Origin of the sequence: Enterobacter cloacae complex sp. SYL001, from assembly GCF_049237025.1 — a bacterium.
Lineage (GTDB): Bacteria > Pseudomonadota > Gammaproteobacteria > Enterobacterales > Enterobacteriaceae > Enterobacter > Enterobacter intestinihominis.
The window spans coordinates 46,542-67,991 of the sequence record NZ_JBMKJI010000026.1; the positions used below are offsets into that span (position 1 = coordinate 46,542).

Consider the following 21,450-nt stretch of genomic DNA (forward strand, 5'->3'; position numbering starts at 1 on the left):
CCCACTCCTTACAGAGACTGGATTTTCGCCCACACGATGTCGTCAATCGTGATGCCGTTGCGGCGGTTCTCCTCCAGCAGGCGTGTGAACTCATGGCCTGGCAGACGGACGGCGACGTTTTCATCAGCGCGTTCTGCGGTGGTGATGAAGTCCATGATGCGCTGTAGTTTGGCATCGCGGGTTGGGCCGTCGATCAGGCGATTCACTTCGATGGCGATAAAGATCTGCGATACGCCGTATTCGTCGCTGTTGTCCTGGGTCACTTCCGCAACGGATGCGCCGTCAGAGAGCAAGGTGGCGATCATGTCGAGCACAATCGATAAGCCAGAACCTTTCCAGTAGCCCATGGGCAGAATGCGGCGGTTTTTCTCAATCACGCCCGGCTCTCTGGTTAGATTGCCCTCATCGTCAAAGCCGCCGTCGACCGGTAATTCGCGTCCGGCCAGGCGATTCACCTCCAGCATGCCGTAGGAGAACATCGACATCGACATATCGACCATGGTGATTGGATTCGACGGAATGGCAACGATCAGGGGGTTTGTGCCGATGCAGCATTCTTTTGATCCCCACGCGGGCATCACGGCAATAGAGTTGGTCCAGCAGATGCCGATATAGCCTTTCTCCGCCGCCTGCCAGCCGTAGCTACCGCCGCGCATCCAGTGGTTAGCATTACGCAGCGCCACCACGCCGATCCCGTGATCGGACGCCAGCTCGGTAGCACGGTCCATCATCTTCTTCGCCGTCAGGTTGCCGATGGAACGCTGCGCATCCCACTGTTCGATGGCGCCTAATGTCGTTACGCGTTTCGGCTGGGCGTCAGGGAGGATGTCGCCTGCGTCAAGCTGCTGAATAAATCGCGGGAAGCGGTTGACGCCGTGTGAATAAACGCCGGACTCCGTGGTGCGGGCGAACATCTCGGCGCAGGCGTCTGCGGTATCCGCTTTTACACCGCGATCGAGCAGAACCCGATTGAACGCCGCTTTCAACTCTTCGAAGGTCACTTTCATCCCTGTTCTCCTGTTTTTTTAGGGGCAAGTGCGAGTGCTTTTTTATCGCTAAATTTCACTATGCGAAATCTGATTTCAAATATAGCGATCAAATTTTGTCAGATCAACGACATTCACGTTTTTCAAAATCGATTAAAATCAAATGGTTGTGTTTTTTCTGTTGAGATCGTGAACTAAACCACACTTTGCGCTACCATCAGGGCGCGATAAACAGGAGCCATTTGATGAGCATAAAAGAGAGCGAAATGACGCAAGAAAAAGAGAGGCCAGCAGGTAGCCAGAGCTTGTTTCGCGGCCTGATGCTGATTGAAATCCTCAGTAACTATCCAAACGGGTGTCCGCTTGCGCATTTATCAGAACTGGCGGGGCTGAATAAAAGCACCGTGCACCGGTTATTGCAGGGGTTGCAGTCGTGCGGGTACGTGACGCCGGCGCCGGCGGCAGGGAGCTATCGTCTGACCACCAAATTTATCGCCGTCGGGCAAAAGGCGCTTTCATCGCTCAATATTATTCACGTGGCGGCGCCGCACCTCGAGGCGCTGAACATTGCCACCGGCGAAACGGTCAACTTCTCCAGCCGTGAAGATGATCATGCGATCCTGATTTATAAGCTTGAGCCGACAACCGGTATGCTGCGCACGCGCGCATATATCGGCCAGCATATGCCGCTCTATTGTTCTGCGATGGGCAAAATCTATATGGCGTTTGGTCATCAGGATTACGTGGCGAGCTACTGGGAAAGCCACCAGGAACAGATCCAACCTTTGACCCGCAACACCATCACCGAACTGAGCGCGATGTATGATGAGCTGGCGGAAATTCGCGATCACAGTATGGCGATGGATAAAGAAGAGAACGAGCTGGGTGTGTCATGTATCGCTGTGCCGGTCTTTGATATTCACGGGCGCGTGCCCTATGCCATCTCCATTTCGCTGTCGACGTCGCGCATGAAGCAGGTGGGCGAGAAAAACTTGTTAAAACCGCTGCGTGACACGGCGGAAGCTATCTCGAAAGAACTGGGGTTTAACGTGCGCGAGGCGTAACTGATGAACCGATTTATTCTGACGGATCCTGAAAAATGTATCGGGTGCCGCACCTGTGAGGTGGCGTGCATGATGTCGCATCAAAGCAGCGCCACGCCAGAAGCGTTTACGTCACGTATCCGCGTGGTTAAGGGGGGAACCTTCACCACGGCCGTGGGCTGCCACCAGTGTGAAGATGCGCCCTGCGCGAATGTCTGCCCGACGGGGGCCATTCACCGTGCTGCGGGAGCCTGGCTCGTTGAGCAGGCTCGCTGTATCGGCTGCAAAAGCTGTATGGTGGCGTGCCCGTTCGGGGCAATGCAGGTTCGGGTTGTGGGAGATCGCGTTCAGGCGCTGAAATGTGATTTGTGCATGCATCGCGAGGGCGGTCCCGCCTGCGTCGAAGCCTGTCCCACCCACGCGCTGCGCTGCATAGACCCCGCCAGACTACGCGCGGAACGGCTGCGTAATCTGGCCTGAGGTTTTATTAACCGGCCTCGCGCCAGGCGTTCTCAATCTCTTCGGCGAGAATTTTCACACCCGCTTCGATTTTTTCCGGGTCCGGGACGTAGTTCATGCGCATGCACTGGTGCGTATGCGGCCACGGCTTATCCAGACCCGGGAAGAAGTAATCCCCCGGGACCATCAGCACGCCACGCTTTTTCAGACGCTGATAAAGCAGCTCTGTCGTAATGGGCAGATCCTTAAACCACAGCCACAGGAAAATTGCCCCTTCCGGTTTATGGATCAGGCAGCGTTCCTCCGGTAAGTAGCGGCGAAGGATGGCGATAGTTTCCTGAACGCGCTGAGAGTAAAACGGCTTGATCACCTCATTCGACAGACGCAGCAGGTCGTTACGCCTGATCATCTCGCACATCATCGCCGGGCCGATGCCGCCAGGGGAAAGGCTGATAATGCCGTTCATGTTGGTAATGGCGGTGATGATTTTCTCGTTAGCAATGATAATGCCGCAGCGGCTGCCCGGCAGGCCCAGCTTGGAGAGGCTCATGCAGAGGATGATGTTCGGGTTCCACAGCGGACGCGCTTCGCTGAAGATGATCCCCGGGAACGGTACGCCATAGGCGTTATCGATCACCAGCGGGATGCCGTGCTGATTCGCCAGCGCATCCAGCTTCATCAGCTCGTCGTCGGTGATCACGTTCCCCGTCGGGTTGGTGGGACGAGATACGCAGATCATGCCCGTCTCTTCACCGATATGCAGATGTTCAAAATCGACGTGATATTTGAACTGACCCTCTGGCAACAACTCGATATTCGGACGTGCGGAAACAAACAAGTCTTCTTCGAGGCCGGCATCGGCATAGCCGATATACTCCGGAGCCAGCGGGAACAGCACTTTTTTCGTGGTGCCGTCGGCGCGGCGTCCGGCGAACAGATTGAATAAGTAGAAAAACGCGCTCTGACTGCCGTTTGTCAGTGCAATGTTCTGTGGTTCGATATCCCAACCCAGCGCTTCCCGCAGCATTGCCGCCAGAAGCGTCAGTAGTTCTGTTTTACCCTGAGGGCCGTCGTAATTACATAGCGCATCGGTTGCTTTACCGTTTTCCAGCATGTCTGCCAGCAGCGTCTGGAAGTAGGTGTTCATCTCCGGAATTTGAGCCGGGTTTCCGCCGCCAAGCATGATAGCGCCTGGGGTGCGCAGCCCGTCGTTGAGGTCCTCCATCAGGCGGGTAATGCCTGAATGGCGGGTAAATTTGTCGCCGAATTGTGAAAACGTCATAGCAGGTGATCTGTCGGGCTTAATATGAAAGGCAGTAACCATAACGCCAGCACCGTGTTGGTGCAAATCGGCGGATGTGGTCGGATTTGTTGTTTTGTATGGTGGAGAGGGATTATTGCAGTGAATCGTTCTGATGAATGTCTCCTCACCCCGGCCCTCTCCCCAAAGGGGGGAGGGTGAAAGACCGCACCTTGCAATCCCCTTGCCCCTTAGGGGAGAGGATTAGGGTGAGGGGGCTGTTCTACTGATTACCCGCCCACACCACCATCACCTTATCGCCCTTGTGCTCGCGCACAAAGCCGTAGCCTTCTTTCATTGACAGCGTTGTTTGCTTGCCTTCACCCACAGCCGGATGACGGGCGCGGAACTGCCCCAGAAGCTGCCAGTGGGCGACAGTTAACGCCTGTTTACCCGTGACGTCCTGCCAGTTCATATCCGAACGGGTTCCCTGTAGCGGATCGGAGCCCGTCGGACCAAATGGACGCTCTGATTCATCGCCGTAATAGATCTGCACGCTTCCCGGCGCCAGCAGCAGTAACTCAGCGGCGCGCTGGCCCCCTTCACGGAACAGACGCGTATCGTGGGAGGAGAGATAGCTCAGCACATTAAAACTTTGCAGCTTTTCTGCCATTTGCTGCCAGGTCAAATCCATATCTGCCAGACAGTCCACTGCTTTCGCCGCCTGCTCCTGATAGTCAAAGTTGATCATCGCATCGAAGCCGTGGCGGTAATAATCGCTCTGCATCACGCCGTGGCCCCAGGATTCACCGGTCATCCAGAACGGCGCATCGTCGAGTTTTTTGTCCGGGTTGGCGGCCTTCCACGCGGCCAGCGCCTGGCTGGCCTGGTCTTTCAGTTGCTGCCAGGCTTCATGCTCAACGTGTTTGGCGGTATCGACCCGGAAACCGTCGATGCCGTAGTCACGCACCCACTGGCTAAGCCAGTGGGTCAGGTAATCTCGCGGCGTGAAATTCGTCATCACTTTCGCGTTGGTGTCGGGCTTGTGTTGATAAAAGTTCGGCAAACCTGACGGGGTTTTTGATTCCGTTTTCAGATCCGGCAGGAAGGCCAGGGACATGGTCAAGTCGTCAAAGCCCGGGTTGTCGTAATCACCGATATCGGTACGGATCCATTTTTTACCCCACCATTTTTCCCATGCGGCTTTGTCACTGAAGTTGATGTAATCGTTGAAGCTGTGCCAGCTTTGACCCGCGCCTGGCTTCCAGTCAGTCCAGCGTTCGCCGAGCGTTTTTTTCAGCTCATCTCCCTGTAAATAGAGTGCGCCAAACTGATATTCCTGCATATCTGCAAGCGTCGCATAGCCCGCGTGGTTCATGACAACGTCAAACAGGACGCGGATACCGCGCCTGTGCGCGTCGTCGACAAGCTGGCGTAAATCATCTTCGTTGCCCATGTTGGCGTCGAGTTTCGTCCAGTCCTGGGTGTAATAACCGTGATACGCGTAGTGGGGGAAATCCCCTTTGGTGCCGCCGCCAACCCAGCCGTGGATCTGCTCCAGCGGGGAGCTTATCCAGAGCGCATTCACGCCCAGTTGCTGAAGGTAATCCAGTTTGCTGGTAAGCCCTTTCAGATCGCCGCCGTGGAAAGTACCTATCTCCTGCATACCATCTTTATGGCGGCCATAGCTGTTGTCGTTGGTGGGGTCGCCATTCACGAAGCGATCGGTCAGCACGAAATAGACTGTGGCGTTTTGCCAGCTGAACGGCGCGGGTTTGTCCGTTTCGGCGCGCTCAAGCAGCAGCAGGCCATTGCTGTTGGCGGCTGGCTGAAGAGTCACTTTGCCATTTTGAACGGTCGCGGTCTGTTTGCTGTAAAAATCACGCACCACCGTGCCTTCCGGGAACGTGTTAACGACGTCGATCGTGAGCGGTTTGCCGTCCCACTTCGGGCACTGGCGGGTAACGTTTGCGACAGGCTGTGGCGCCGCACTTTGTACCGTCAGCATCAGCGTCGGCGTTCCAGAGCGCGTATCAATACGCATCTGATAAACGCCGTCACGGAATAATCGCCACTGCGGTGGCGTGCCTTCGCACGGTTTGAGCGACAGCATCTCGTTGAGCTTAATGGCCTTTGTCGGCTGCCAGCACGCGTTGTCAAGACTCAACGTCAGTGGACGGGTACCCTTCGCAAGCGTTGCCTGGCTGGTAAAGACGCCGGTACCTTCAGCGTTGAATGCGTCAAATCCCGGCGATGACCAGTCGGCATGCGCGAATGCGGGTAACATCAGAACAGCTAATGCAGTGCGTTTCATTCCATTTTCCTGTCGCGGCATTTTTGACCAGTGTGCCATTCGGCTCAGGGGAAAAACTCCTCCTCTGAGGCTTTCTGCCGGGAGGACGCGTAGGGATGAGTGATCCCGCGCAAAATTAGGCAGTTATCTGCGATATCGCGCACATTTTTCCAGTGTTGGTGCTTTAATGAGCATGTTCCGGATGACATAGTTTCGGAATTGGACTATTTATAGACGTGCTCTTGAAGACTATTTTTGGTACGATTTGAGATTCCGCTCTCAAATTTTGAAGAAAATAAGGTGTTGGAATGCTTATATCCGACCAGGAGACCTAATGATATCGACTCCCATTCGACGATATGGGGCCGCGATACTCATGTTACTCACCATGGCATTTTCAGGTGAGGTGCTTGCAAAGACGCACACGGATACAACGAGTAAGAAAGCCCACGTAATAAAGACGACAAGCAGTAAGGTTAGCAGTAAACAAGAGTATTCTCGCAATAGTGCAAAGAGTAGTTCACTTCCTGATTTGCGAAAATACCCTTCCGGGACACCAAGGAAAAAAGCGTTTCTCCGGACGGTAATGCCTTACATTAAAAGTCAAAATGCCGCGATTACTGCGGATCGTAACTGGCTGATCGCCAAACAGTACGATAGCCGCTGGTCGCCGTCTGAGCGCACTCGCCTGAAAGACATCGCCAAACGCTATAAAGTGAAGTGGAGCGGGAACACGCGTCGTGTGCCGTGGAACACTCTGTTAGAGCGTGTGGACATTATTCCAGGCAGTATGGTCGCGACAATGGCCGCCGCCGAAAGCGGTTGGGGCACCTCGAAGCTGGCGCGCAACAACAACAATCTGTTTGGCATGAAATGCGCAAAAGGTCGTTGTACTAATGCACCCGGCAAGGTGAAGGGCTATTCACAGTTTGAATCGGTGAAAGATTCCGTGAATGCCTATGTGGTGAATCTGAACACCCACCCGGCCTACTCTTCGTTCCGTAAGTCACGCGCGCAGCTGCGTAAGGCGGATCAGGAAGTGACGGCCACGGCGATGATCCACAAGCTGAAAGGTTATTCCACCCAGGGACAGCGCTACAACAACTACCTGTTCTCCATGTACCAGGATAACCAGCGTCTGATTGCCGCACATATGTAATAAAAAACGCCTTCCACTGGAAGGCGTTCTTTTTTCTAGAGCAGGACTTCACTGTACCGTTCCCGGTACTCCTTCGGCGTGGTGTCATACTCTTTCCTGAACACCGAATAGAAATACTGAAGCGACGGATAGCCGCACATCTGTGAAATCTCGTTGATCGACAGCGAGGTGGAGATCAGCAGACTTCGCGCTTTCTCCAGCTTTTCCGCATGGATCACGGCGTGGATCGTCTCACCGACTTCCTCTTTAAACCGCTTCTCCAGATTCGAACGTGAAATGCCGACCGAATCCAGCACCTGATCGACCTTGATCCCTTTGCAGGCATGATTGCGAATGTAGTGCATCGCCTGAATCACGGCCGGATCGTTTAGGGAGCGGTAGTCTGTTGAGCGACGCTCGACCACGCGAACGGGCGGAACCAGCAGACGCTGGAGCGGCAGGGATTCGTTGTCTAACAGTCGGTGCAGCAGCTTCGCGGCCTGATAGCCCATCTGACGGGTACCCTGCGCCACGGATGAGAGCGCCACGCGCGACAGATAGCGCGTAAGCTCTTCGTTATCAATACCAATCACGCACAGCTTTTCAGGCACAGGAATATGCAAATGTTCGCACACCTGTAATACGTGGCGGGCGCGGGCGTCCGTCACGGCGATAATCCCTGTCTGGGGCGGCAGCGTTTGCAGCCAGTCAGCCAGGCGATTCTGTGCGTGCTGCCAGTTTTCTGGCGCGGTTTCCAGCCCCTGATAAACGACGCCGCGATACTTCTCCTGGGCAACCAGCTGGCAGAAGGCATACTCACGCTCCATCGCCCAGCGCTTTCCGCTGGTGGCGGGCAATCCGTAAAACGCAAAACGATGGACGCCTTTCTCCTTTAAATGGAGGAAGGCGGTCTCAACCAGGGCATGGTTATCCGTGGCGATGTAGTGAACGGGGGGGTAATGTTCCGCTGAATGGTAAGAGCCGCCAACGCCCACGATAGGTACGTCGACACCACTCAGCAACTGTTCAATCACGGGGTCGTCAAAGTCAGCGATAACCCCGTCTCCCAGCCAGTCTTTGATGTTCTCCAGACGGGTACGGAAATCTTCTTCGATGAAAATATCCCATTCGGATTGCGACGCCTGCAAATATTCACCAACCCCCTCAACCACCTGACGGTCATAGGCTTTGTTGGCATTGAATAACAACGTAATGCGGTGACGCTTTTCAAACATGGCTCACTTTCCCAAATTAGTCACGATACGGTTCTCAGGCGCGCCGCTTGGTGGCAGAGTCCATCCAGACTGCCAGCAAAAGAATGGCCCCTTTGACGATATACTGCCAAAACGTCGGCACGTCCATCATACTCATCCCGTTATCCAGCGAAGCCATAATAAATGCGCCCATCACCGCCCCCGCCACGCTGCCAATGCCTCCGGCGAGGCTGGTCCCGCCAATCACGCAGGCGGCGATGGCGTCCAGCTCGGCAATATTACCGGCAGACGGGGAACCCGCACCCAGACGTGAGCTGAGGATCAGCCCCGCGATGGCTACCATCAGGCCGTTGATGGCAAAGACGGCGAGTTTGGTGCGCTCGACGTTGATACCAGATAAACGCGCGGCTTCAAGATTGCCGCCGATAGCATAAATACGGCGACCGAATGCGGTACGTGTGGCCATAAACATCCCACCTAACAGCAACAGCGCCAGCAGCAGAACGGGCGTTGGGACACCGCGATAATCGTTTAGCAGCCAGATGGCCCCCAGCACAATCACCGCTGTAAGCGCCTGACGGCCGACAACCGAGGTTGAGGCAGGCGAGGCCAGCCCCAGCGCCTGGCGACGCATGCGTCCTCGCCATTGCCACGCGACAAACGCCATCAGCCCAACCACACCGATCGTAAAACCGACGCCATCAGAGAGGTAGCTTTGGCCAATCTGGGACATCGAGGCGCTGGTCGGGGAGACGGTAGTGCCGTTGGTGATCCCAATCAGAATACCGCGGAAGGCCAGCATCCCTGCTAAGGTGACAATAAACGACGGGACTTTACGGTAGGCCACCCACCAGCCGTTCCACGCACCCAGCAGCAGACCCAGTACCAGCGTGACCACAATCGTCAGCGGCAACGGCCAGCCGAGCCAGACGTCAAAAATTGCCGCCACGCCGCCGAGCAGACCCATCATCGACCCTACCGACAGGTCAATTTCCGCTGAGATAATCACAAAGACCATCCCCACCGCCAGGATCCCGGTGATGGCGGTCTGACGCAGCAGGTTAGAGACGTTACGTGCGCTCAAATAGGAGCCATCGGTCATCCAGGTAAAGAACAACATGATGACGATAATGGCGGCAATCATTACAAAAACTTGCAGATTCAGCGATTTAAGTCCTGCGAACGCACCGGGCGTCGGAACAGCGACTTTGATATCAGACGGGTTGCTTTTCGACATGGCGTTCGCTCCTTAAGGCAGCTTCCATCACCTGCTCTTGCGTCAGGTTCTGGTTGTTCAGGTTGGCTTTGAGTTTCCCTTCATGCATGACCAGCACGCGGTCGCTCAGCCCCAGCACTTCAGGCAATTCGGACGAGATAACAATGACGGCAATCCCTTGCTGCACAAGCTGGTTGATCAGCTTGTAGATTTCATACTTCGCGCCGATATCGATCCCGCGCGTGGGTTCGTCCAGAATTAAAATGCGCGGATTAAGCAACAGGCAGCGTGCCAGAATCGCTTTCTGCTGGTTGCCGCCGCTCAGGCGACCTATCGCCAGTTCCGGCGAGGAGGTTTTCACCTTGAGCCTGGCAAGTGACTGAAGAATACACTGCTGTTCTGCGGCATCATCCAGGCTGCTCAGCGCGCCGGAAAACTGGCTGAGCGCCGCCAGCGTGATATTTTTTCCCACCGCCATGACCGGCACGATGCCGTCTTTTTTGCGGTCTTCGGGCACCATAGCAATGCCTTTGGCAATGGCCTGCTGGCAGTTGTCGATTTTTACCGGCTGACCGTCGATATAAATTTTGCCTTCCCAGCGCCCCGGCCAGACGCCAAACAGACACTGCACGGCCTCGGTTCTTCCGGCACCCACTAAACCCGCAATACCGAGAATTTCGCCGCGGTGCAGCGAGAAGGAGAGGTTATCCACGCGCTTGATGTGGCGGTTAACGGGATGCCACGCCGTCAGGTTTTCCACGCGCAGGAGTTCTTCGCCTATGGTGTGTGGTTCGTTGGGATACAGTGCGGTGAGCTCGCGACCCACCATCATGGTGATGATGTCATCTTCGCTCATGCCTTCTGCTTCACGCGTGCCAATGTGCTGCCCGTCGCGGATGACGCAGATGGTGTCGGAAATAGCTTTCACCTCATTGAGCTTGTGCGAAATATAGATGCAGGCGATACCGTGGTTTTGCAGGTCGCGGATGATATGGAGCAGAACGGCGGTTTCCTGTTCGGTGAGCGAGGCGGTTGGCTCGTCGAGGATCAGCAGGCGTACCTGTTTATTTAGCGCCTTGGCGATCTCCACCAGTTGCTGCTGGCCCAAACCTAAGTCGCCCACGCGCGTATCCGGTGAGATAGCGAGACTCACCTGGGCCAGCAGTTTTTCGCAGCGCAGCGTCATGGTGTCGTAATCCAGTACGCCGTGGCGCGAGAGTTCGGCCCCAAGAAAGATATTTTCCAGCACGGTAAGGTGCTTCACCAGCGCCAGCTCCTGGTGAATGATAGCGATGCCTTTGCGTTCGGTATCACGAATGTGCGTGGCCTGAAGCACCTCACCGGCAAAGACGATTTCGCCCTCGTAGCTGCCGTGCGGATAGATCCCGCACAGCACCTTCATCAGCGTGGATTTCCCCGAGCCGTTTTCGCCGCACAGCGACATCACTTCGCCGGGGTTCAGCCGCAGGCTTACGTTGTCGACCGCTTTCACCGCCCCGAAGGCTTTGGTGATGCTTTTCATTTCAAGTAAATAAGACATAACTGCTCCGCATAGCCCGACAGATGAACAGGGCAGGTCGATGCGCCCCCGCCGGGCAGGGGCTGCGCTGGATTACAGTTCACTCTTCTTATGGAAACCGTCTTTCACCACCGTGGCGTCAATATTCTCTTTGTTGACTTCGATAGGGGTAAGCAGGCGAGCTGGCACGTCTTTCAGGCCGTTATTTAACGTCGCGTCTGCTTTAGGTTGCTGGCCATTTCCCAGCTCAACGGCAATTTCGGCGGCCGTATTGGCAAGCTCGGTAATGGGCTTATAGACCGTCATAGTCTGGGTACCCGCGATAATGCGTTTTACACCTGCAAGGTCGGCGTCCTGTCCGGAAATAGCGACTTTCCCGGCCAGACCCTGCGCGCTCAGCGCCTGAATGGCGCCCCCCGCAGTGGCGTCGTTAGAGGCCACCACTGCATCGATTTTGTTGTTATTTGCGGTCAACGCGTTTTCCATAATTTTCAGCGCGTTTTCCGGTAACCAGCCGTCAGCCCACTGATCGCCGACGACTTTAATTTTGCCCTCGTCGATATACGGCTTCAGCACTTTCATTTGTCCCTGACGGAACAGTTTGGCGTTGTTATCCACAGGCGAGCCGCCCATCAGGAAATAATTCCCTTGAGGCACTTTTGCGATCAAGCTTTTAGCCTGTAATTCACCCACCTTTTCATTGTCGAACGAAATATAATAATCAATATCCGCATTATTAATCATGCGGTCATAAGCCAGGACTTTTATGCCTTCCTGTTTTGCTTCTTTCACCACGTTGCTTAATACCTGGCCGTTATACGGGATAATGACCAGCACATCGACGCCACGGTTGATCATATTCTCAATTTGCGACATTTGCGTCTCTTCGTTGCCGTTAGCGGACTGAACGAACACCTCCGCACCGAGAGATTCCGCTTTTTTAACAAAGATATCGCGATCTTTTTGCCAGCGCTCCAGGCGTAAGTCATCAATCGCCATGCCGATTTTGACTTCTTTGGCGTGGCCGGCAAAGCTTGCAAGCAGGAGAGTAGTGCAGAGCGTTAGGGTCAGGTTCTTTATCTTCATAATTATTAGGCCTTTTTGTAGGGGTATGTGTAGCTGAGATAAAAGAAACATTCACTGCTGAGACGCAGCAAATTTTTAACGTGGAAAGGCCTGCTGGCAATTACAGATTTTTATCTTCTCATTACGATATTTGGTTTATTTCTGAATTTATGACCGCGATCGGATTTTAAAAAGCGTAACCTATTAATTACATTTGATTCTGGAATGCGCGCCGAAAAATAGTTTGTCTGCACATTATTTTGCGAGCCAGCGCACAATTGCGCATTCTCTCAATAGCAGTGTGAAATAACGTAATTGAGCAACCTCCAATGTCTATTCACTATTACTCCAGAAGCAAGACCACGCCGCATACCCTGATTATGGAGCTCAATATGCAAGCTTATTTCGACCAACTCGATCGCGTTCGTTTCGAAGGCACGAAAACGACCAATCCTTTAGCATTTCGTCACTACAACCCGGATGAGCTGGTGCTGGGTAAGCGCATGGAAGATCACTTGCGCTTTGCCGCCTGCTACTGGCACACCTTCTGCTGGAACGGTGCCGATATGTTCGGCGTGGGCTCTTTTGACCGTCCATGGCAACAGCCGGGCGAGGCCATTGAGCTGGCGAAGCGTAAAGCCGACGTCGCGTTCGAGTTCTTCCATAAGCTGAACGTGCCGTACTACTGTTTCCACGATGTGGACGTGTCGCCGGAAGGGGCGTCGCTGAAAGAGTATCTGAACAATTTTGCGCAGATGGTCGACGTGCTGGCTGAAAAACAGCAGCAAAGCGGCGTGAAGCTGCTCTGGGGTACGGCTAACTGCTTTACCAACCCTCGCTATGGCGCGGGCGCGGCAACCAACCCGGACCCGGAAGTCTTCAGCTGGGCGGCAACCCAGGTCGTGACTGCGATGAACGCCACGCATCAGCTGGGCGGTGAGAACTACGTTCTCTGGGGCGGTCGTGAAGGCTATGAAACGCTGCTGAATACTGACCTGCGCCAGGAGCGCGAGCAGATTGGCCGCTTTATGCAGATGGTTGTGGACCACAAGCACAAAATCGGCTTCCGCGGTACGCTGCTGATTGAGCCAAAACCACAGGAGCCAACCAAGCATCAGTACGACTACGATGTCGCCACCGTGTATGGCTTCCTGAAGCAGTTTGGTCTGGAAAAAGAGATCAAAGTGAACATTGAGGCTAACCACGCCACGCTGGCGGGCCATTCGTTCCATCACGAAATCGCCTCTGCGATTGCGCTGGGCATCTTCGGATCGGTGGATGCGAACCGCGGCGATCCGCAGCTGGGCTGGGATACCGACCAGTTCCCGAACAGCGTCGAAGAGAATGCGCTGGTGATGTACGAAATCATCAAAGCGGGCGGTTTCACCACCGGCGGCCTGAACTTCGACGCCAAAGTGCGTCGCCAGAGCACCGATAAATACGATCTGTTCTACGGGCATATTGGCGCGATGGACACCATGGCGCTGGCGCTGAAGGTGGCGGCCCGTATGATTGAAGACGGTGAGCTGGATAAGCGCGTGGCGAAGCGCTACAGCGGCTGGAACAGTGAGCTGGGCCAGCAAATTTTGAAAGGTCAGTTATCGCTTGCGGAGATCGCGAAGTACGCTGAACAGCATCAGTTGGCACCGCAGCATCAGAGCGGCCATCAGGAACTGCTGGAAAACCTGGTCAATCACTACCTGTTCGATAAATAACAGCATTCATGCCCGGTAAGCGCAGCGCCGCCGGGCATTTCTGTCAAAGGAGTCACCACATGTATATCGGGATCGATCTTGGCACGTCGGGGGTGAAAGCCATCCTGTTAAGCGAGCAGGGCGATGTGTTAGCCACGCAGACTGAAAAGTTGCAGGTTTCACGCCCGCAGCCACTTTGGTCGGAACAAGATCCGGAGCAGTGGTGGCAAGCGACGGACCGCGCGATGAAAGCCTTAGGTGAGCAGCACAGCCTGCGCGACGTGAAAGCGCTGGGCATTGCCGGGCAAATGCATGGCGCCACGCTGCTGGATAGCCAGCATCGCGTTCTGCGCCCGGCTATTCTCTGGAACGATGGCCGCTGTGCGGAAGAGTGCGCGATCCTTGAGGAGCGTGTGCCTGCGTCCCGCGAGATTACGGGCAACCTGATGATGCCCGGTTTTACCGCGCCAAAACTCCTGTGGGTGCAGCGCCATGAGCCTGAGATTTTTCGTCAGGTGGCGAAGGTTCTGTTGCCGAAAGACTACCTGCGTTTTCGCATGACGGGGGATTTTGCCAGCGACATGTCTGACGCCGCGGGCACGATGTGGCTCGACGTGGCGAAACGGGACTGGAGCGAAGCGATGCTGGATGCCTGCCAGCTGACGCGCGATCATATGCCTGCGCTGTTTGAAGGCAGTGATATCACGGGCGCTTTGCAGCCTTCTGTTGCTGAACGCTGGAATATGCCAGCCGTACCTGTCGTTGCCGGCGGCGGCGATAATGCGGCGGGTGCGGTCGGCGTGGGGATGGTGGAGACAGGACAGGCCATGCTCTCGCTCGGCACTTCCGGCGTCTATTTTGCCGTCAGTGACGGCTATCGTAGTAACCCTGAAAGCGCCGTACACAGCTTCTGCCACGCGTTGCCGGGTAAATGGCATTTGATGTCGGTGATGCTGAGCGCGGCATCCTGCCTCGACTGGGCGGCAAAGCTGACCGGAATGGCGGACGTCCCGGCGCTTATCGCAGCGGCACAGCAGGCGGATGATACTGCCGGTGCGGTCTGGTTTTTACCGTACCTTTCAGGCGAGCGGACGCCGCATAACAACCCGGAAGCGAAAGGGGTCTTCTTCGGCCTTACCCATCAGCACGGCCCGGCAGAGCTGGCGCGCGCGGTGCTTGAAGGGGTCGGTTATGCGCTGGCGGACGGCATGGATGTCGTGCATGACTGTGGCCTGACGCCATCCAGCATTACGTTAATTGGCGGCGGGGCACGAAGCAGCTACTGGCGGCAAATGCTTTCCGATATCAGCGGGTTGCAGTTGGACTATCGTACTGGGGGAGATGTTGGTCCGGCGCTCGGTGCGGCACGGCTGGCGCAAATTGCGCTGAACCGGGATAAACCACTGCCCCAGCTTTTGCCCCAGCTGCCGCTTGAACAGCAGCATCGTCCTGATGCGAAAAATCATGCTCGCTACGCTGAAAGACGAGACGTTTTCCGCAAAATCTATCAGCAGCTTTTACCGCTAATGTCATAAACAGGAGCCGGGTGGCGCTAACGCTTACCCGGCCTGCCAGCCTTCAACCGGGTTAGCTCACAAACCTGCGTGTATCGATGCGTTGCAGCAGCATTGAGAGCAGCAGGCTGACAACCAGCGTAACGGTAAATATCCAGACAATATCCAGCACCGGCCAGCTTTTAAGCTCAACGCCGCGGGTGCGCAGGGCGTGGATCACCAGCGCGTGAAAACCGTAAATGCCCAGCGAGTGGCGAGAGATAAACCCCAGCACCGGAAGCGGGCGGGCATTCAGGGTGTTTTTAAACAGGGTCAGCAGCGAAACCGCGCAGATAAAGACCATCGGCCCGCAGTAGAGATACCAGGTATCGGCAAAGTTTCCGCGCCATTGCAGCTCGTGCAGCGTCCCTCGAGAGATAATAAACACACCGGCGATAAATGCTGCCGCGCAAAGCCAGTTTATTCCTCTCTTTTGCGTCTCCATCATGCCGATGGCGCGCCCCAGCATGCCGTACAGCACGTAATAAAACGTATCGCCGTTGATATAGAGGTTAACGGGCAGCCATTCAAAGCCATCAATTTTCTGTGAGACGGTATTCGGGTTTGCCACGATCCCGATTATTACCATCAAGGCCAGCAGCATTTTACCGCTAACGTTTTTTACCTGAATTAACGGCGAAACCAGATAGATAACCATTATCGCGAAGAAAAACCACAGATGATAGAACACCGGTTTTTGCAACAAATTGAGCAGGGAACGTTCAGCGTTAATTGAAGTGAACAGGATGATATAGAGCAGCGAAATGGCGCTGTAAAACAGCAAACAGGAGACAATACGGATGAAATGTCTCGGCTGCGCGCTACGCTCGCCAAAAAAGAGAAAACCGGAAATCATAAAGAACAGCGGGACGCTCACGCGTGAGGCTGAGTTCAGAATATTGGCGACATCCCAGTTAACAGGGCTGATACTGTGCGCGTTCGTGACATACCAGGTCGTAGTGTGGATCATCACCACCATCAGACAGGCTATTCCCCGCAGGTTATCAATCCAGTTAATTTTTGACTGCATCAGTTCCTCTGTATTCCTGATAAAGAAAGTGTGACTGCGATTGCGTAAAACTTTTCCCTTGGAAAATTCTGAGTTTAACCAGGCTGTCTTGTCGGGAGCTGGCGAGATTCGCAGAATGTTGAACATTAATCTATAAACGTGTTGCTACTAAAAATAACAGCCACTGACCAGGGCGGTAATAAAAATGATGATGAAGCGTGGGGCGTCACTCTTTCTGCTGCTTTTATTAGCAGGGTGCAGTGCTTCTCAGGAGGCTCCAGTCCAAAAAGCGCAGCAGGGGAAAATGAGCCCGGAGCGTTCCCTGAATATGGAACAGCTGTGCAGGGATCAGGCGGCTCACCGCTATAATTCCGAAGCACAGAAAATTCATATTAACGGCTTCGAGCGCTTTCAGGGCAGCTATGAACTGAAAGGCTATACGGCGCGTAAAGAGGGCTTTGTCTGCTCTTTTGATGCAGACGGCCAGTTTTTACATCTCTCAATGCGCTAAATTGCTCGTATAAGCAGCAACCAGAGCCTTCGCAGGTTCTGGCTGTAGGGCTTATTCCCCAATTTTCCCTAAACAACCCCGTTTCGTACTGTATATCTTGCAGCCAGCGGGTATACTGATCCCTTCCATTTAAAACCACACGTATCCAGCACGAAATACTATGCAAAAGTTTGATACCAAGACCTTCCAGGGCCTGATCCTGACCTTACAGGATTACTGGGCTCGTCAGGGCTGCACCATTGTTCAACCTTTGGACATGGAAGTTGGCGCAGGCACCTCACACCCGATGACCAGCCTGCGCGCGTTAGGGCCAGAGCCGATGGCGACCGCCTATGTTCAGCCATCCCGTCGTCCGACCGATGGCCGTTACGGCGAAAACCCGAACCGTTTGCAGCACTACTATCAGTTCCAGGTGGTGATTAAGCCATCACCCGACAACATTCAGGAACTGTACCTCGGGTCACTGAAAGAGCTGGGTATGGATCCGACCATTCACGACATTCGTTTCGTGGAAGATAACTGGGAAAACCCAACGCTGGGTGCCTGGGGTCTGGGTTGGGAAGTGTGGCTGAACGGCATGGAAGTGACCCAGTTCACCTACTTCCAGCAGGTTGGCGGTCTGGAATGTAAACCGATCACCGGCGAAATCACCTATGGTCTGGAACGTCTGGCCATGTACATTCAGGGCGTAGACAGCGTTTACGACCTGGTCTGGAGCGACGGCCCGCTGGGTAAAACCACCTACGGCGACGTGTTCCATCAGAACGAAGTGGAGCAATCCACCTATAACTTCGAATACGCGGACGTGGACTTCCTGTTCACCTGCTTCGAGCAGTACGAGAAAGAAGCCCAGCAGCTGCTGGCGCTGGAGACTCCGCTGCCTCTGCCTGCCTACGAGCGTATTCTGAAGGCTGCCCACAGCTTCAACCTGCTGGATGCCCGCAAAGCGATCTCCGTGACTGAACGTCAGCGCTACATTCTGCGTATTCGTACCCTGACCAAAGCCGTTGCTGAAGCTTACTACGCGTCCCGTGAAGCCCTTGGCTTCCCGATGTGCAACCGAAACAAATAAGAGGCGGCCATGTCTGAGAAAACTTTCCTGGTGGAAATCGGCACTGAAGAGCTGCCACCAAAAGCCCTGCGCAGCCTGGCTGAATCTTTCGCTGCGAACGTCACTGCTGAGCTGGATAACGCTGGCCTGGCGCACGGTAAAATTGAGTGGTTTGCTGCACCGCGTCGTCTGGCGCTGAAAGTGGCAAATCTGGCGGCGTCTCAGCCGGATCGCGAAGTTGAAAAACGTGGCCCGGCCATTGCCCAGGCGTTCGACGCGGAAGGCAAGCCGAGCAAAGCGGCTGAAGGCTGGGCGCGCGGCTGCGGTATCACCGTCGATCAGGCCGAACGTCTGACCACCGACAAAGGTGAATGGCTGCTGTATCGTGCCCATGTGAAAGGCGAAAGCGCGGAAGCGCTGCTGCCAGATATGATTGCGACCTCGCTGGCTAAGCTGCCGATTCCTAAGCTGATGCGCTGGGGCGCGTCTGACGTTCACTTTGTGCGTCCGGTTCACACCGTGACCCTGCTGCTGGGCGATACCGTTATTCCGGCGACCATTCTGGGCGTGGCGTCCGATCGCGTGATCCGCGGCCACCGCTTTATGGGCGAGCCGGAGTTCACCATCGACAATGCTGATCAGTACCCGCAGATCCTGCTGGAGCGCGGTAAGGTCATTGCTGACTACGAACAGCGTAAAGCCAAAATCAAAGCTGACGCCGAAGAAGCGGCGCGCAAAATTGGCGGTAATGCCGATCTGAGCGATAGCCTGCTGGAAGAAGTGACCTCTCTGGTCGAATGGCCGGTTGTGCTGACCGCGAAATTCGAAGAGAAATTCCTGGCCGTTCCGGCTGAAGCGCTGGTGTACACCATGAAGGGTGACCAAAAGTACTTCCCGGTTTACGCCAACGACGGCCAGCTGCTGCCAAACTTCATCTTCGTCGCGAACATCGAATCGAAAGATCCGAGCCAGATTATCTCCGGTAACGAGAAAGTGGTGCGTCCACGTCTGGCGGACGCCGAGTTCTTCTTCAACACCGACCGTAAAAAACGTCTGGAAGATAACCTGCCGCGTCTGCAAACCGTACTCTTCCAGCAGCAGCTGGGTACGCTGCGCGACAAGACTGACCGTATCGCGGAGCTGTCCGGCTGGATTGCCCGTGAAATTGGCGCCGACGTTAACCACGCTACCCGCGCGGGCCTGCTCTCCAAGTGCGACCTGATGACCAATATGGTGTTCGAATTTACCGACACCCAGGGCGTGATGGGCATGCACTACGCGCGTCATGACGGCGAAGCGGAAGACGTGGCTGTGGCCCTGAACGAGCAGTATCAGCCGCGCTTTGCCGGTGACGATCTGCCGTCTAACCCGGTTGCCTGCGCCGTGGCGATTGCCGATAAGATGGACACCCTGGCGGGTATCTTCGGTATCGGTCAGCATCCGAAAGGCGACAAAGACCCGTTTGCGCTGCGTCGTGCTGCGCTGGGCGTGCTGCGCATCATCGTAGAGAAGAACCTCAATCTCGATCTGCAAACGCTGACCGAAGAAGCGGTCCGTCTGTACGGCGATAAGCTGACCAACGCGAAGGTTGTGGATGATGTTATCGACTTTATGCTCGGTCGTTTCCGCGCGTGGTATCAGGACGAAGGTTACTCCGTTGATACCATTCAGGCGGTGCTGGCGCGTCGTCCGACCCGTCCGGCAGATTTCGATGCGCGTGTGAAGGCGGTATCCCACTTCCGTACGCTGGAAGCGGCGTCTGCGCTGGCCGCGGCCAACAAGCGTGTATCCAACATCCTCGCGAAATCCGACGAGTCGCTGAACGAACGCGTAAACGCTGCAACCCTGAAAGAGCCGGAAGAGATTTCTCTGGCGATGCAGGTTGTGGTGCTGCGCGACAAGCTGGAGCCGTATTTCGCGGAAGGTCGCTACCAGGAAGCACTGGTGGAGCTGGCGGAGCTACGTGACGTCATCGATGCCTTCTTCGAGAAGGTGATGGTGAATGTGGAAGATAAAGAGCTGCGTATTAACCGTCTCTCGATGCTTGAGAAACTGCGTGAGCTGTTCCTGCGCGTGGCGGATATTTCGCTGCTGCAATAATGTAAAAAACCCGCCCCTGACAGGCGGGAAGAACGGCAACTAAACTGTCTCTCTTCGCCAATGGCGCCATAACTGCGTTGGCTGCGCTCGTTCACCCGAATCACTTACTAATGTAAGCTCATCGGGATTCGCTCGCTTGCCGCCTTGTTCTGACGTCATTGGCTTTAAGATACTTTTCCTTATTTACATTTACACTCTCTCAAACACCGTCGCGATCCCCTGACCCAACCCGATACACATCGTCGCCAGTCCGAACTGGGCATCTTTGCGTTCCATCAGGTTGATCAGCGTGGTGCTGATACGCGCCCCGGAGCAGCCCAGCGGGTGACCGAGGGCGATCGCGCCGCCATTGAGGTTAATCTTCTCGTCGATCTGATCCATCAGCCCCAGATCTTTAATGCACGGCAGGATCTGCGCGGCGAACGCTTCATTCATCTCGAAAAGGTCGATATCACTTGCGCTCAGCCCTGCTTTTTTCAGCGCCAGTTTTGACGCCGGGACCGGACCGTAACCCATAATGGAAGGATCGCAGCCCACGACTGCCATCGAACGCACGCGGGCGCGTGGCGTCAGGCCTAATTCGCGGGCGCGGCTTTCGCTCATCACTAACATGGCGGCGGCACCGTCGGACAGGGCAGACGAGGTGCCCGCCGTGACCGTACCGGTGACCGGATCAAACGCCGGACGCAGGGTAGAAAGCGCTTCAACAGTGGTTTCAGGACGGATAACTTCGTCGTAGCTGAACTGCTTCAGTACGCCGTCTGCGTCGTGACCGCCGGTTGGGATGATCTCATTCTTAAAGGCACCAGACTGCGTGGCGGCCCAGGCGCGGGCATGCGAGCGCGCGGCAAAGGCATCCTGCATTTCACGGCTGATGCCGTGCAGACGGGAGAGCATCTCGGCGGTCAGGCCCATCATACCGGCGGCTTTCGCCACGTTGCGGCTCATGCCCGGATGGAAATCGACCCCGTGGCTCATCGGCACGTGGCCCATGTGCTCCACGCCGCCCACTAGACAGGCCTGCGCATCGCCGGTCATGATCATCCGTGCCGCGTCGTGCAGCGCCTGCATCGACGAACCGCAAAGACGGTTGACGGTGACCGCCGGAACCGAATGCGGGATCTCCGCCAGCAGAGACGCGTTACGGGCGATGTTGAAACCCTGCTCCAGCGTCTGCTGGACGCAGCCCCAGTAAATATCGTCCAGCGCAGCAGGGTCCAGCGCCGGGTTACGCGCCAGCAGGCTACGCATCAGGTGCGCCGAGAGATCTTCCGCACGCACGTTACGGAATGCACCGCCTTTTGAACGGCCCATCGGGGTGCGAATTGCATCAACAATGACAACCTTTTCCATTGTGAC

17 protein-coding genes are annotated in these 21,450 nt (G+C 55.4%); 8 read left to right on the top strand and 9 right to left on the bottom strand.

From position 1 onward, the window contains the following. Nucleotides 1-8: 8 nt before the first annotated feature. On the bottom strand, nucleotides 9-1,007 hold the full coding sequence (gene yiaK / locus ACOTZP_RS19470; RefSeq protein ID WP_421633769.1) for a 3-dehydro-L-gulonate 2-dehydrogenase: 999 nt from the start codon (nucleotides 1,005-1,007) through the stop codon (nucleotides 9-11). A gap of 224 nt (nucleotides 1,008-1,231) precedes the next feature. Between yiaK and yiaJ the strand changes: the two genes are divergently transcribed. Together yiaJ and ACOTZP_RS19480 are read left to right on the top strand one after the other, a co-directional pair. Next, nucleotides 1,232-2,050: an IclR family transcriptional regulator YiaJ gene (gene yiaJ, locus ACOTZP_RS19475; RefSeq protein ID WP_015572751.1), complete on the top strand. Its 819-nt coding sequence runs from the start codon at nucleotides 1,232-1,234 to the stop codon at nucleotides 2,048-2,050. A 3-nt stretch (nucleotides 2,051-2,053) separates the two neighbouring features. After that, nucleotides 2,054-2,509, top strand: a complete 456-nt coding sequence (locus ACOTZP_RS19480) for a 4Fe-4S dicluster domain-containing protein (RefSeq protein WP_155019671.1) — start codon at nucleotides 2,054-2,056, stop codon at nucleotides 2,507-2,509. Between the two features lie 7 nt (nucleotides 2,510-2,516). Here the strand turns inward: ACOTZP_RS19480 and avtA are convergent, their stop codons facing one another. Together avtA and ACOTZP_RS19490 are read right to left on the bottom strand one after the other, a co-directional pair. Next, nucleotides 2,517-3,770 (bottom strand): valine--pyruvate transaminase, encoded by a 1,254-nt coding sequence (gene avtA / locus ACOTZP_RS19485; protein WP_023298856.1) that lies wholly within the window; start codon nucleotides 3,768-3,770, stop codon nucleotides 2,517-2,519. A gap of 241 nt (nucleotides 3,771-4,011) precedes the next feature. After that, complete coding sequence (locus tag ACOTZP_RS19490; protein WP_063152811.1) at nucleotides 4,012-6,042, bottom strand: alpha-amylase; 2,031 nt, start codon at nucleotides 6,040-6,042, stop codon at nucleotides 4,012-4,014. 313 nt (nucleotides 6,043-6,355) lie between these two features. On the opposite strand from ACOTZP_RS19490, the gene ACOTZP_RS19495 reads away from it, so the two are divergent. Beyond that, nucleotides 6,356-7,180 carry a protein bax gene (locus ACOTZP_RS19495; protein WP_022649749.1) on the top strand — a complete coding sequence of 275 codons (825 nt, stop codon included), beginning with the start codon at nucleotides 6,356-6,358 and terminating at the stop codon, nucleotides 7,178-7,180. A 35-nt stretch (nucleotides 7,181-7,215) separates the two neighbouring features. Here ACOTZP_RS19495 and xylR read toward each other — a convergent pair whose 3' ends face one another. The 4 genes from xylR to xylF form a co-directional block, all read right to left on the bottom strand. Beyond that, nucleotides 7,216-8,394 (bottom strand): D-xylose utilization transcriptional activator XylR, encoded by a 1,179-nt coding sequence (gene xylR, locus ACOTZP_RS19500; RefSeq protein WP_038416899.1) that lies wholly within the window; start codon nucleotides 8,392-8,394, stop codon nucleotides 7,216-7,218. 34 nt (nucleotides 8,395-8,428) lie between these two features. Continuing rightward, nucleotides 8,429-9,610 carry a xylose ABC transporter permease XylH gene (gene xylH, locus ACOTZP_RS19505; protein ID WP_023307163.1) on the bottom strand — a complete coding sequence of 394 codons (1,182 nt, stop codon included), beginning with the start codon at nucleotides 9,608-9,610 and terminating at the stop codon, nucleotides 8,429-8,431. Further along, entirely contained in the window at nucleotides 9,588-11,129 is a 1,542-nt protein-coding gene (locus tag ACOTZP_RS19510; protein ID WP_045622145.1) for a xylose ABC transporter ATP-binding protein, read from the bottom strand. Before ACOTZP_RS19510 ends, xylH begins: the two co-directional genes overlap by 23 nt. 72 nt (nucleotides 11,130-11,201) lie before the next feature. Further along, on the bottom strand, nucleotides 11,202-12,194 hold the full coding sequence (gene xylF / locus ACOTZP_RS19515; protein ID WP_022649746.1) for a D-xylose ABC transporter substrate-binding protein: 993 nt from the start codon (nucleotides 12,192-12,194) through the stop codon (nucleotides 11,202-11,204). 371 nt (nucleotides 12,195-12,565) lie between these two features. Here xylF and xylA point away from each other — a divergent pair, with 371 nt between their 5' ends. Together xylA and xylB are read left to right on the top strand one after the other, a co-directional pair. Continuing rightward, nucleotides 12,566-13,888 (top strand): xylose isomerase, encoded by a 1,323-nt coding sequence (gene xylA / locus ACOTZP_RS19520; RefSeq protein ID WP_026080557.1) that lies wholly within the window; start codon nucleotides 12,566-12,568, stop codon nucleotides 13,886-13,888. A 59-nt stretch (nucleotides 13,889-13,947) separates the two neighbouring features. Then, nucleotides 13,948-15,402, top strand: a complete 1,455-nt coding sequence (gene xylB, locus ACOTZP_RS19525) for a xylulokinase (RefSeq protein ID WP_022649744.1) — start codon at nucleotides 13,948-13,950, stop codon at nucleotides 15,400-15,402. A gap of 52 nt (nucleotides 15,403-15,454) precedes the next feature. Here the strand turns inward: xylB and ACOTZP_RS19530 are convergent, their stop codons facing one another. Next, nucleotides 15,455-16,450: an acyltransferase gene (locus tag ACOTZP_RS19530; RefSeq protein ID WP_022649743.1), complete on the bottom strand. Its 996-nt coding sequence runs from the start codon at nucleotides 16,448-16,450 to the stop codon at nucleotides 15,455-15,457. Nucleotides 16,451-16,634: 184 nt separating this feature from the next. Here ACOTZP_RS19530 and ACOTZP_RS19535 point away from each other — a divergent pair, with 184 nt between their 5' ends. The 3 genes from ACOTZP_RS19535 to glyS all read left to right on the top strand — a co-directional run bounded on the left by ACOTZP_RS19535 (nucleotide 16,635) and on the right by glyS (nucleotide 20,091). Next, the gene (locus ACOTZP_RS19535) at nucleotides 16,635-16,940 is read left to right on the top strand and encodes a YsaB family lipoprotein (RefSeq protein ID WP_022649742.1); all 306 of its coding nucleotides are present in this window, start codon (nucleotides 16,635-16,637) and stop codon (nucleotides 16,938-16,940) included. A 160-nt stretch (nucleotides 16,941-17,100) separates the two neighbouring features. Continuing rightward, nucleotides 17,101-18,012, top strand: a complete 912-nt coding sequence (gene glyQ / locus ACOTZP_RS19540) for a glycine--tRNA ligase subunit alpha (protein ID WP_003860141.1) — start codon at nucleotides 17,101-17,103, stop codon at nucleotides 18,010-18,012. A 9-nt stretch (nucleotides 18,013-18,021) separates the two neighbouring features. Then, complete coding sequence (gene glyS, locus ACOTZP_RS19545) at nucleotides 18,022-20,091, top strand: glycine--tRNA ligase subunit beta (protein WP_271074894.1); 2,070 nt, start codon at nucleotides 18,022-18,024, stop codon at nucleotides 20,089-20,091. A 189-nt stretch (nucleotides 20,092-20,280) separates the two neighbouring features. Here the strand turns inward: glyS and fadA are convergent, their stop codons facing one another. Beyond that, a complete protein-coding gene (fadA, locus tag ACOTZP_RS19550; RefSeq protein WP_000416981.1) occupies nucleotides 20,281-21,444 on the bottom strand; it encodes an acetyl-CoA C-acyltransferase FadA in 1,164 nt (387 codons plus the stop codon). Nucleotides 21,445-21,450 lie beyond the last annotated feature (6 nt).